This window comes from Croceibacterium salegens (assembly GCF_009827435.1).
Lineage (GTDB): Bacteria > Pseudomonadota > Alphaproteobacteria > Sphingomonadales > Sphingomonadaceae > Croceibacterium_B > Croceibacterium_B salegens.
The window spans coordinates 90,831-102,305 of the sequence record NZ_WTYM01000046.1; the positions used below are offsets into that span (position 1 = coordinate 90,831).

Sequence of the window (11,475 nt, forward strand, 5' to 3'; positions counted from 1 at the left end):
CAGTCGCTTGCGGGCAATATCGCCGAGAATCATCTGTTTGCCGCTTTCCGTCCAGTAACGTTGCGCGCGTTGGCGCGATCGCCCCTCAAGGGGCTGGTTTCGCGGGGCCTATACGCGCGCTTGCCCCACGCCTCAAGCGCTTCTAGGGAGATTTTTCGACAGGCTCCGGCCGCGCCCTCATGGCGCGTGGAGGGGCCCCATGCCTGCCAGGGAAACACCGAAGACACCATGACCGAAGAAGAGGTCCTCGCCGAGTTCCGTGCCTGCCACGCCTTGCTGGAAGGCCATTTCAAGCTCTCCTCGGGCCGCCATAGCGCTCACTACCTGCAATGCGCCCGCGTGCTGATGAATGCCGAGCGGGCCGGTCGGCTGGCCCGCGCTCTGGTGCAAAAGATCCCGCGCGAGCTGCGCACGCAGATCGACAAGGTCGTCAGCCCGGCGATGGGCGGACTGATCATCGGCCACGAGATGGGCCGCACGCTCGAAGTCGACGCCATGTTCGTCGAACGCCCGAGCGGTACCTTCGAATTCCGCCGCGGCTTCGCCCTCAAGGAAGGCGAGAAGGTGCTGATGTGCGAGGACGTCGTCACCACCGGCCTCTCCGGCCGCGAGGCGATCGAGGCGATCAACGCGGCCGGCGGTGAAGTCATCGCCGCCTGCGCGCTGGTCGACCGTTCGGCCGGCGAGGTCGACATGGGCGTGCCGTTCTTCCCGCTGGTCGAGATCAACTTCCCGACTTACGCGCCGGGCGAGATGCCCGAGGAACTGGCGGCGCTTCCCGTCGAGAAGCCCGGGAGCCGCAAGGCTTGAATGACAGGCTCCGCCTTGGCGTAAACATCGATCACGTCGCCACGATCAGGAACGCGCGCGGCGGCGACCACCCCGACCCTGTCCGTGCTGCGGAAATCGTCGCGGCCTGTGGCGGTGACGGCATCACCGCCCACCTGCGCGAGGACCGGCGGCACATCCGCGACGGCGACCTGAGGCGCATCCAGGAAGCGACGGGACTGCCGCTCAATCTCGAGATGGCGGCGACCGACGAGATGCTCGAGATCGCCCTCGCCCACAAACCGCACGCCGCCTGCATCGTGCCGGAGAAGCGCGAGGAAGTGACGACAGAAGGCGGCCTCGATGCTGCCGGGCTCCACAACCGTCTCCAGCCGATCGTCAGCCGCCTGACCGACGCCGGCATCCGCGTAAGCCTGTTCATCGGTCCCGATGAGCGGCAGGTCGAAGCCGCCTTGCGTCTCGGCGCTCCGGTGGTCGAGTTCCACACCGGGGACTACGCCCACGCCGAAGGCGAGGAGGTCGCGGTGCAGTTGAAGAAAATCGCCGACATGGCCGCCCTCGCCGCCAAGAACGGCATCGAGCCGCACGCCGGCCACGGCCTGACCTACGAAAACGTCCAGCCGATCGCGGCGATTCCGCAACTGCGCGAGCTCAACATCGGCCACTACCTCGTAGGCGAGGCGATCTTCGTCGGGCTGGAAGATGCAGTGGTGCGGATGCGCGAACTGATGGACCTGGCACGGTGATCATCGGCCTAGGCTCCGACTTGTGTAACATTGAGCGCATCGAGGCGGCGCTCGCCCGCCACGGCAACCGCTTCGAGCTGCGCTGCTTCACCGAGATCGAGCGCGCCAAGGCCGGCAAGCGACCCTTCACCCGCGCCGGAACATACGCCAAGCGCTTCGCCGCCAAGGAGGCTTTCTCGAAGGCCGTCGGCACCGGCTTCTATCGCGGCGTCTATATGAAGGACATCGGCGTCGTGAACATGCCGAGCGGCGCGCCGACCCTGGCGCTGGCCAACGGCGCTGCCGCGCGGCTTGCAGAATTGACGCCGCCCGGCCATGAGGCGCTCATTCACCTCACCCTCACCGACGACCACCCATGGGCGCAGGCCTACGTTATTATCGAGGCCCGCCCCCTATGAGTTCTGTCCCAGCCGATCCCGCGATGACCGATAGCGAAAACACGAGCGACGAAACCGAGGCCAAGAAGCCGAAGGAAAAGGTCAACTGGCTGCACGAACTGCGCGGCCTCGCGCTGATGCTGCTCGCGGTGCTGGGATTCCACACCTTCGTCGCCAAGCCGTTCTACATCCCTTCGGGATCGATGATGCCTAACCTGCTGGTCGGCGACCGGCTGGTGGTCAGCAAGTATCCCTACGGCTGGTCGTGGGTCTCGGTCAGCTTCCACATCCTCGAACGCAGCGACTGGCGGATCAATCCGCACACCCCGCAATACGGCGACATCGTCATCGTCGTCCCGCCGGACAAGAACGAGGATTACATCAAGAGGGTTATCGGCCTGCCCGGCGACACCATCGCGCTGGTCAACGGCCAGGTCATCCTCAACGGCACGCCCGTGCCGCGCGAGCAGGAGCCGCCGGTACAGCTCGCCGCCGACGCGCAGGTCTGCAACGGCGATCCGTGCCTTGCGGACTTTTCGCGTTACCGTCACCGCCTGCCCAGCGGGAAGGTTTTCTACGAGCCGCCGACCTACCGCGAAACGCTGCCCAACGGCGCCAGCTACCTCGTCATCGACGAGGACAATTTCGGCATGGACAACTTCGGCCCGGTCGAAGTGCCCGACGGCCATGTCTTCCTGATGGGCGACAACCGCGATCATTCCGCCGACAGCCGGTTCGAGGCGGGAGCGTTCGAAGGCCTGGACGGCCCCGTCCCGCTGGAAAACGTCGGCGGGCGCGCCGAATTCATCACCTTCTCGCTCGACGGCAGCACCACGCTCAATCCGCTGACCTGGTGGAATAGCTTGCGTCCCGACCGCGCCTGGACCACCCTGAGGCCCGCTTTGAGGGAGAGACCGGCCAGCGATGAGTGAGGGCGAAGAGGATCCGGACATCACCGAAGTCCTGGCCGAAGAACCGGTCGGATCGAGCCCGACTCACATTTCCAATCCCAAGCTGCGCTACGAGGTCGAGAAGGCCTTTGCGTGGTCGGTCGTCGTTGGCCTCTTCGTGCTCGCGGTATTCCTGTCGCAGTCGCTGCTGGTCATTTTCGGAGCCATGGTCTTTGCCGCCATGCTCGACGGCGGCGCACGCCTGCTCGGCCGCGCCCTCAAGATCGGCCGCGGCTGGCGCATCGCCCTGGTGCTGCTGGCGATGGTCGCCTTCGTCGCCTGGCTGGTCTACTTCGCCGGTTCGCAGATCTCCGAGCAGGCGGCCGAGTTCCCGGCGCTGGTGAGCGAGCAGCTCTCCCGCTTCTTCGCCTGGTTGCGGTCGCACGGTATCGACATCGGCCACAGCGACCTGCAGAGCGTGGTCAGCAGCCTCTACAGCGGCGTCGGCACGGTAACCAAGGCGATCGGAGGCTTTCTCGGCGGTGTCACCACCGGCTTCCTGATCATGATCATCGGCATCTACCTCGCGATCGACCCGCGGCCCTACGAGCGCGGGCTCGAATGGATGGTGCCCGAGGGGAACCGCAAGGAAGTCGCCGCGACGCTCGACCGCATGGCCTTCACCTTGCGCCGCCTGCTCGCCGGGCGCCTGCTCGGCATGTTTGCGGAAGGGATCTTCACCTGGGCGCTGCTCTCGTTCATCGGCGTGCCGATGGCGGCACTGCTCGGCCTGATAACCGGCATCCTCGCCTTCATCCCCAACATCGGGGCGATCATTTCGGGCGTCCTTATGACGCTGGTCGGCTTTTCCGGCGGCACCGAGATGGGGCTGTCGACCATCGGCATCTACTTCCTGGTGCAGAATTTCGACGGCTACATCCTCGTTCCGATGATCGCCAAGAAGACGGTCGACCTCGCCCCGGCGCTGGTGCTGATGAGCCAGCTCATCTTCGGCGTGCTGTTCGGCATCCTCGGGCTGGCGCTGGCCGACCCGATGCTGGCAATGATCAAGGTCGCGCTCGAACAACGCTCGGAACGGTTCGACAGGAACAACAAGGCCCGTAAAGCGTCCGCCAATTAATGGTTCGCAAGTTCCTCAACCTGGTCGCGATTTGCGTCGTGCTGGTCATCGTCGGTGCGATTGCGCTGGCGATGTGGTCCGACAAGGCGACCCAGATCGCCTTCGTCCCGACCGCCGAGTTCGTCGACCAGCAGCCGTTCGAGGTGAACGCCTACCAGGATCCGGCGATGTGGTATTCGCGGCCCGGGTTCGGCGCGCCGAACGATCCGGCGCTGTGGCAGCCCCCCGAAGCCGCCGCACCGGTGGCGGGCGCCGCCGCGCGCGCCGCCGAAGCCGCTCCCGCGCCCGTTGCACCCGACGGCGCCGCAACCCCGCAATTCGCGGTCTTCTTCGTCCACCCGACGAGCTACATCAACCGCAACGCCTGGAACGCCCCGCTCGACGATCCCGAGGCCGACACCCGCGCGAAGCTGTTCATCAAGGGCATGGCCAGCCCGTTCAACCAGGCGGCCGAGATCTGGGCGCCCAAGTACCGCCAGGCGACCTTCGGCGCCTTCCTGACCGACGACCCGGCTGCCGACCAGGCGATCGACGCCGCCTACCGCGACGTCAGCCAGGCGTTCGACTATTTCCTGGCCAGCATCCGCCCGGACATGCCGATCGTGCTCGCCGGTCACAGCCAGGGCGCGGCGCACCTGACCCGGCTGCTCAAGGAACGCATTGCCGGCACCCCGCTGCAGGACCGCGTGGCCATGGCCTACCTGATCGGCTGGCCTATTTCGGTGGAGCACGACCTGCCGGTGCTCGGCCTGCCGGCCTGCGCCACAGCGGCGCAAGCGGGCTGCATCATGGACTATTCGAGCTTCGCCGAGCCGGCCGAGCCGGGCCTGCTGCTCGAACGCTATCGCACCTCGGCCGGGTACGACGGACTGGCGCGCGGCGAGGGCGGGCTGCTCTGCGTCAACCCGCTGACCGGGACGATCGGCGGGGAGGCCGACGCCAGCGCCAACCTCGGCACGCTCAGGCCCAACGACGATCTCAGCTCGGGCGAACTGGTTCCCGGCGCGGTCCCGGCGCGGTGCAGCCCGCGCGGCCTGCTGCTGATCGGCGACCCGCCGCAGATGGGCCCCGGAGTGCTGCCGGGCAACAACTTCCACGTCTATGACATCCCGCTGTTCTGGCGGAACCTGCAGGCAGACGTCGACCGCCGGATGCGCGCATGGGCGGCGCAGCACCCCTGATCTGCACCACCGCGGCGGAGCTGCGCGGCGCGCTGCCCGACGGCGGCGCCCTGCTCGGTCTCGACCTCGGCACCAAGACCATCGGCACCGCGCTGGCCGACGCCGGCTGGCGCTTCGCCACCGCCGGAAAGACCCTGCCGCGCGGAAAGTTCACCCGCGACTTCGAGGCGCTGAACGCGCTGGTCGCCGAACGCCGTGTGGCCGGAATTGTCCTCGGCCTGCCGCTCAACATGGACGGCAGCGAAGGCCCGCGCGCTCAGGCCGCCCGCGCCTACGCCCGCAACCTTGCTCCGCTCGGCCTGCCGGTCCTGCTGTGGGACGAGCGTTGGTCCACCACGAGCGCCGAACGCGACCTGATCGCCCAGGACTTCAGCCGCGCCAAACGCGCCGAACGCATCGACAGCGCCGCCGCCGCGGTGATCCTGCAAGCCGCGCTCGATGCGCTGACGGGGGGAATGTTCTAGACGCGCTCGTTCCTGCGCAACCTGCGAATGCCCATCCACACGCCCAGCAGGGACAGGACCGCGACGCCCGCGAGGAGCGCCAGCATAACGGCATCCCACAAAGGCCGGTCGCGGAGCGGCGCGAAGTCGAGCCGGTGGAGCGCGGAATGCCACCAGCGGAAGCCGCGGCTCCCGGCATCGACGAAGCCGACAGGTTCCCCGGTCCGTGGATCGAGATAAAGACGCGGGGCTCCCGCATCCGCCCAGATCGCGCGCCACGCCGGTAGCACCGCCGGCGTGCTGTGGTGGCTGTAGTGGTAAGCGTCGCCCTCGGTGATCAGGCCCTGTGAGACGGGCTCGGCACCCGGCCGGGCAGCGCGAGAAAGCGCCGCAAGTCCGGCATCGTCCGGTGCGGCATCGGCGAGGTTCGGCAGGCTGGCCCGAATGCGCGCGCCATCGCGTCCGGCGACGATCGCCCATGGCCGCCCCTGCTGCATCGCCAGTTCGGCTGAAACCACACCCGACTGCGGGTGTGCAGCCAGCGCGGCAGCAAAATCCACCACGTCGCGCGGTTCGATCGCGCGGCCGGCCATTGCCTCGATTTCCTGTCCCGCCCCCTCGCCTTCGAGCCAGCCCCACGGCTGCATCGAAGCGAAGCCGCTGAACACCCATGTCAGCGTGACGAGGCCGAACACGAGCCCGGTCCAGTGATGCCACATCGCGATGCCGCGCAGCGGCGTCCAGCGCGGCCCCCGGCGAAACATGCGCAAGCCGATGTAGATTCCCGTCAGCGTCAGGCAGGTACCGAGCTGCGAGGCATAGATCACCACCTCGCTCCACAGCGCCCCGTCCTTGCGAAGCGCGGTGAAGTAGAGCCAGTGCGGCACCGCGCCGAGCCAGTTCCAGAACCTTTCCCGGCGCGTGGTGTCCTGCACGATCTCGCCGGTCAGCCCCGAGACGTAGAGTTCGCTGCCCGCCGCATCGCCCATGCTGGCCTTGTAGAGCGGGGCATAGCGGCGCAATTGCAAGGTCCACTGGTCGACATCGACCGGTTCGATCGCGACCGCCGCGTCGTGCCCGGTGGTGTTGCGGTAGTGCGTGGCAGCAACCTGCCGCGCCTCGTTTTCGCCCACTGCAAGCGGAGCGCCATCGCGCAGACCCAGCGTGACCGGGCCGGCCTCGGTCATGACCCGCAATACGGGCTGGCCGAGCAGCATCTCGACCGAAACGCGCTCGAGCGGACCCTCCGGCAGGCCGGCAGCGGCGCAGCACTGCGAAAGGTCCAGCGCATCGAGCCCAGCGGCCCGCTCAGCCGCTGTCGTCTCCGGGTACGAGACGTACATCATGACGATTCCGCTCAGCGTCCAGACCGCCATCAGCAACGCCAGCGCGATGCCGAGCCAGCGGTGCACGAGGAACGCCATCCGCCGCAGCCAGCCCCCTAACCTTTGCACCTGCGTGAAGCGCCGCGGGGTGCGGCGCTTCGGCACAGGCAGGGCATCGGTGTCAGATGGCGAGGCGATAGGTGACATGGACGGTGAACGGAGTTCCACGATTGTCGGCCGGATAGGAAGAGCCGTCGGCATCGCGCCGCACGCGAGTTATCCGCGTGGCGTAATCGGTGTCGAACAGGTTCTCCAAACGCACGCCAAGGCGGTGATTGTGCGCGGAGTCGACAAAGAACCAGCCGGCAAGGTCGACCACCGCATAGTCACCGTGCTGGACGCGGCCGATGCCGCCGCCGACCGAATCGTAGATCTTGCCGACCCAGTTCATCGACACCGTGCCACCGAACCGTCCGCCCGGCTCCTCTGCCGTCAGGATCAGCTTGGCGAGATCGCGCGGGATGTCCTGGATCTGCTCGTTGGTGCCCGAAGCCTCGACCTCGGTGTGGGTGTAGTCGAAGGTCAATCCGAACCAGTCGTCGAGCCTTGCGTTTATGATGGCCTCACCGCCCCATGCCGTGACGCTGTCCTGCGTGTTGACGATGAAACCGTCGGGATAGGCCGGCAGCGAATAGTCGATGTCGATCAGGTTGTCGGTCTTGCGGTAGAAGCCGAGCACTTCGCCCGAGAACATGCCGCGTTCGAGGCCCACGCCGAACTCGGTGTTGAAGCTTTCTTCCGCCACCAGGTTCGGATTGCCCTGCTCGCAGCAGGGGTCGATGACGTAGAGCTCATAGGCGTCGGGCAGGCGGAACGAGGTGCCGACCATTCCCCGCAAGTAGACGCCGCCGTCCATGGCGTAGCGTCCGGAGACGTTCCACACGGTCTTGGACTGGCCGTCGGACGGCATGTTGTGGCGCACGCCGGCCGCCAGCTTGAGGCCGCCGAGGTCCAGTTTCACTTGCGCGAACGGGGCGTGGACTTCCTCGCTCTGCGATCCGATCAGGAAGACCGCGTCCATGCCGTCGTACTTCTGGTAATCGTAGCCGCCGATCACCGTGACGCCGTCGGCCAGCTTGTATTCGCCGAGCAGGTTGATGCCGCGATCCTCGAACACCCAGGGGTCGTGGTCGTCGATAGTGATCAGCGATCCTGTCGGCAGGCCGTCGGCACCAAGCACGTTCTCGAACTCGCTGTAGGTCGAATCCCAGTCGTGCCAGTAGGCCTTGACGTAGAAGCCGAACCGGTCGCTCGGCGTCCAGTCGATCTTGAGCGATGCGACTTCCTCGTTGCGCGTGTTGAAGGCCGCGGCGACGTCCTCCGCCTTGGCGAACTCCACCTTGGCATCGGTATGCTGGTACGATGCGCTGAGGCGGAAGGCGTCGGCGGGTTCGTAGGCGTACTTCAGGCCGCCCGTCGCCACCCGGTATCCGCGTTTGCGGTCGGTCGCGCTCGGCTGGTAGTCGGAGGTGTGGAACGGCTGGAAGCCTTCCGCCTCGTCGTATGAAGCGAAGGCGACGAAGTAGTGGTCGCCGCCTCCACCGCGCAGGTAGCCGTTGGCGTGATAGCCGTCGTTGGTGTCGTATCCGGCCTCGACCGAGCCGTCGAAATCGCGGGTGAAACCCTTGGTGATGACGTTGACGATACCGCCGACCGCCTGAGTTCCGTAGTAGAGGCCCTGCCCGCCCTTGAGCACCTCGATCCGCTCGATCATGCTCGACGGCAGCGTGTCGAGCGGCGTGGTCCCGGTGTAGAGCCGGTTGCCCATGCGCACGCCGTCGACGGTGAACAGCACTTCGCTCGTCCGCGATCCGAGCAGCGAGACGTTGACGTAATCGAACGCGCCGTTCTTGGGCGAGACATAGAGCCCGGGGACGAGCATCTGCAGCGCCTGCCCGGTGTCGTCGAAGCCCGCCTGGTCGATTGCCTTGCCTTCAACGATTTCGAGCCGCGAGCCGTATTGCTCCAGTTCCTCGGGGGTCGTCTCTTCAAGCTTCTGGCCTAGCACGACGATACTTTGCCGGTCCGATTCGTCAGCCCCTGCTACCGCCGCAGCCTGCGCGGACGCGTGCCCAAAGAAGAGCGCCGAGGCTGCCGCCCCGGCAAACAGTGTCGTACGAAACTTCATTTGACCCCCTTTATCGGCAGACGGACGCTTGCAGTTTTGGGGGCCTAGGCAAGGCCGGTGCGTTGCGGCAGTAAATTACCGTAATGGCCAGGTTACAGGTCCGTTACAGAATTGAGATTGCACATGAAGATCGACCTGTTTCTGAACAATCCTTCTCGGGGCAAGAAAACGGTACGACCAAAATTGGGTCGAATGCGGATAATCCGCTTTCGGTGACCTACTTCTGCATTGCGAACCAGTAGTCGAAATACCAATTTCAGACGCGCAATTGGTGCATTAAGGAAAGGAATTACGCTCTCATATTGACACCTAACATTTCATCGTTCGACTTCTGTCTACATCGTGAGAAGCTTTCGAACTCTCGTGGGTGAATCTTCATGACAACTGCAACGATTCAAGCTCCGCATCGGCCCTCGCTCAGAGCGACGGGGCGCAAGTTCCTCTACGTCATTACCGGCGGCGTCATTCTGCTGATGACGCTGTGGGGTTTTCGCTCTTACTATCTGCACGGAATGGGGGCGGGCGACACGCCCTTGCTGTCCGAAATGGTGCGGCTGGATGCAATCCACTGATCGGCGGTGACCGCATGAATCGGGCTGTTCTTCATCCAGGTGTCGCTGGTCGCAGCGAACCGGCGCAACTGGCAAAAACTGCTCGGTTCGTGCTCGCTGGCGGTGGCCTTCACCGCCTGCTCGAGCGGCTGCGTGGTGGCGGTTCTCTCTGTGCGGAGCTATCCGACCTTCGAGTTCTGGGGCATGGGTTACCGCCAGTTCTTGCTGCGGTATTGTCAGAGCAAATGCACCGGCCGGTCTGAGGTAGAGTTTCCCCCGAGCTGGTCGCTCCTCCCTTGATGAATTTTGGTCAATCGCCGCCGATCCTGGAACTTAGCCGGCGGCAAGAGCTAGACTGACAGCAGCTCTGAGCTACGGCCATTAGGTTAAGGTGCAAATGCTCAGACAATGCCCTCACCCGACTTGAGGAAACGATAGGCGAAGGCCAGCGAGGATTTGCCGACCTGCCGAACAAGCGCCGGCACATCGACCGCCAGCTATTACCCCATTTCGGACCGCACCGCCTCGACAAGATCAGCGGCTTCCTCGTGCAGCACTACACCCGGCAACGGCTGGACGAAGGGGCGAAGCAGGCCAGCGTCAACCGCGAGCTGTCCACCCTCTCTCACCTGATGAGCTGGGCAGTGGAATGGAAGTGGATAAAGGACAGTGAGCGCCCCAACGTCGTGAAGGATGAAGAACTCCGCAAGCGAATCGTCATACTTCGCTCCGAACACGCCGAAGCGCTTTATCGAGGGGCAGTTGCCGACCAAGATGCGGACCTTTGGCTTTTCGTTGCTATCGGCCTCAACACGGCGATGCGCCACAGCGAGATAGCCCGCATTCTCTGGCAAGGCATAGTCACCGACCGCCGCCGCATTCACGTTCCCAAGGCCAAGGCGGGCCAGCGCGAACAGCCCATCACCGCCAGCTTAGCCAATATCCTGGCGGAGGAGCGGAAACGGCGGAAAGACGACAAGTGACATTTCCCGGCCACTACGCGGACGAGCAAGACAGAACACCGCTGCGATTTTCAGCGCCAGTTCCAGCGTCCGTTGTTCGCGCCGGTCTAGACCCCGAGAAAGTGACGCCTCACGTTATGCGGCACACCGGAATAACTCGACTGGTGAAGGCGAGGGTCCATCTACCAACGATCCAACGAATCAGCGGGCACAAGACCCTCGCAATGGTCATGCGCTACGTCCACCTGGAGGACAATCAGATTGACGATGCGATTGCCGCTATCGACACGGATTTCTTGAACTCAGTTACACACAGATTACACACGCCCGATATTCCAGCGCCCAAGGGGCGAGCGTAGGTTATCGATATTTCTGCTGTAGAAACAAAGCCATAACCGGCTGGTGGACAGGGGTGGAGAAGTTCCAGTCCACGACGGGCGTTGAAAAATGGCGGATTTCCGCACTTTCTGAGACCTACGTGTAGCGCTGTTGTGTAGCAAAATGTAGCAAACCCAGCTCGGCACGGAAGTGAAATTGATCGCGCCAACTTGACCCTGCCTGGCCTGCCTCAATGTCAAACATCAAAGTTTGATGATGGGCTTCTAGCGGCTGCAGTTCCACTTACAACAAAATGCTGCAAGTTCAGCGAACGACCCTGATGGTCAATAAGGCTACAAGCTCTGAATAGTGCGCCGAGTGCTTGCGATGCGCTATTTCTTTTACTAGATCAGCCCAGGGTCGCTCCAAAACAATAGAATGAAGGTTACGCAATGGCCACGCAGATTGGCTCAGAAGACGCGAATGATTTCAGCATCCTGATCACTCACACGACAGATATCGTCGTTTCCTATGTTTCCAACAATTCGATTATATCTGACGATG

Annotated in this window: 12 protein-coding genes; 10 read left to right on the forward strand and 2 right to left on the reverse strand. The window is 64.3% G+C overall.

Annotated elements, in window-relative coordinates; genetic code table 11:
- Positions 1–228 precede the first annotated feature (228 nt).
- Genes pyrE through ruvX form a run of 7 tightly spaced genes read left to right on the forward strand, consistent with a single transcriptional unit; the run spans position 229 to position 5,588 of the window.
- Positions 229–810 carry an orotate phosphoribosyltransferase gene (gene pyrE, locus GRI89_RS12140; protein WP_159795864.1) on the forward strand — a complete coding sequence of 194 codons (582 nt, stop codon included), beginning with the start codon at positions 229–231 and terminating at the stop codon, positions 808–810.
- Entirely contained in the window at positions 807–1,535 is a 729-nt protein-coding gene (locus GRI89_RS12145; RefSeq protein ID WP_159795867.1) for a pyridoxine 5'-phosphate synthase, read from the forward strand. The genes pyrE and GRI89_RS12145 overlap by 4 nt, the downstream gene beginning before the upstream one ends.
- Positions 1,532–1,933, forward strand: a complete 402-nt coding sequence (acpS, locus tag GRI89_RS12150) for a holo-ACP synthase (protein WP_328598232.1) — start codon at positions 1,532–1,534, stop codon at positions 1,931–1,933. The genes GRI89_RS12145 and acpS overlap by 4 nt, the downstream gene beginning before the upstream one ends.
- The gene (lepB, locus tag GRI89_RS12155) at positions 1,930–2,844 is read left to right on the forward strand and encodes a signal peptidase I (protein ID WP_159795870.1); all 915 of its coding nucleotides are present in this window, start codon (positions 1,930–1,932) and stop codon (positions 2,842–2,844) included. Before acpS ends, lepB begins: the two co-directional genes overlap by 4 nt.
- A complete protein-coding gene (locus tag GRI89_RS12160) occupies positions 2,837–3,943 on the forward strand; it encodes an AI-2E family transporter (RefSeq protein WP_159795873.1) in 1,107 nt (368 codons plus the stop codon). Before lepB ends, GRI89_RS12160 begins: the two co-directional genes overlap by 8 nt.
- A complete protein-coding gene (locus GRI89_RS12165) occupies positions 3,943–5,124 on the forward strand; it encodes a DUF3089 domain-containing protein (protein WP_159795876.1) in 1,182 nt (393 codons plus the stop codon). Before GRI89_RS12160 ends, GRI89_RS12165 begins: the two co-directional genes overlap by 1 nt.
- Positions 5,103–5,588 (forward strand): Holliday junction resolvase RuvX, encoded by a 486-nt coding sequence (gene ruvX / locus GRI89_RS12170; protein ID WP_159795879.1) that lies wholly within the window; start codon positions 5,103–5,105, stop codon positions 5,586–5,588. Before GRI89_RS12165 ends, ruvX begins: the two co-directional genes overlap by 22 nt.
- On the opposite strand, the gene GRI89_RS12175 is transcribed toward ruvX, so the two are convergent.
- Both GRI89_RS12175 and GRI89_RS12180 read right to left on the reverse strand, forming a co-directional pair.
- The gene (locus GRI89_RS12175) at positions 5,585–6,991 is read right to left on the reverse strand and encodes a PepSY domain-containing protein (RefSeq protein WP_235913312.1); all 1,407 of its coding nucleotides are present in this window, start codon (positions 6,989–6,991) and stop codon (positions 5,585–5,587) included. The genes ruvX and GRI89_RS12175 overlap by 4 nt on opposite strands.
- A gap of 82 nt (positions 6,992–7,073) precedes the next feature.
- The gene (locus GRI89_RS12180) at positions 7,074–9,080 is read right to left on the reverse strand and encodes a TonB-dependent receptor plug domain-containing protein (RefSeq protein ID WP_159795885.1); all 2,007 of its coding nucleotides are present in this window, start codon (positions 9,078–9,080) and stop codon (positions 7,074–7,076) included.
- A 377-nt stretch (positions 9,081–9,457) separates the two neighbouring features.
- On the opposite strand from GRI89_RS12180, the gene GRI89_RS12185 reads away from it, so the two are divergent.
- The 3 genes from GRI89_RS12185 (at position 9,458) to GRI89_RS18380 (ending at position 10,952) form a co-directional block, all read left to right on the forward strand.
- A complete protein-coding gene (locus tag GRI89_RS12185; RefSeq protein WP_159795888.1) occupies positions 9,458–9,652 on the forward strand; it encodes a hypothetical protein in 195 nt (64 codons plus the stop codon).
- Positions 9,653–10,179: 527 nt separating this feature from the next.
- A complete protein-coding gene (locus GRI89_RS12190; protein ID WP_159795891.1) occupies positions 10,180–10,614 on the forward strand; it encodes a site-specific integrase in 435 nt (144 codons plus the stop codon).
- A complete protein-coding gene (locus tag GRI89_RS18380) occupies positions 10,611–10,952 on the forward strand; it encodes a tyrosine-type recombinase/integrase (protein WP_159795894.1) in 342 nt (113 codons plus the stop codon). The genes GRI89_RS12190 and GRI89_RS18380 overlap by 4 nt, the downstream gene beginning before the upstream one ends.
- Positions 10,953–11,475: the final 523 nt, after the last annotated feature.

Coding starts and splice junctions, on each gene's coding strand:
- pyrE (WP_159795864.1), top strand. CDS start 229: ATGACCGAAGAAGAGGTCCTCGCCGAGTTCCGTGCCTGCCACGCCTTG.
- lepB (WP_159795870.1), top strand. CDS start 1,930: ATGAGTTCTGTCCCAGCCGATCCCGCGATGACCGATAGCGAAAACACG.
- GRI89_RS12160 (WP_159795873.1), top strand. CDS start 2,837: ATGAGTGAGGGCGAAGAGGATCCGGACATCACCGAAGTCCTGGCCGAA.
- GRI89_RS12165 (WP_159795876.1), top strand. CDS start 3,943: ATGGTTCGCAAGTTCCTCAACCTGGTCGCGATTTGCGTCGTGCTGGTC.
- ruvX (WP_159795879.1), top strand. CDS start 5,103: ATGGGCGGCGCAGCACCCCTGATCTGCACCACCGCGGCGGAGCTGCGC.
- GRI89_RS12175 (WP_235913312.1), bottom strand. CDS start 6,991: ATGGCGTTCCTCGTGCACCGCTGGCTCGGCATCGCGCTGGCGTTGCTG.
- GRI89_RS12180 (WP_159795885.1), bottom strand. CDS start 9,080: ATGAAGTTTCGTACGACACTGTTTGCCGGGGCGGCAGCCTCGGCGCTC.
- GRI89_RS12185 (WP_159795888.1), top strand. CDS start 9,458: ATGACAACTGCAACGATTCAAGCTCCGCATCGGCCCTCGCTCAGAGCG.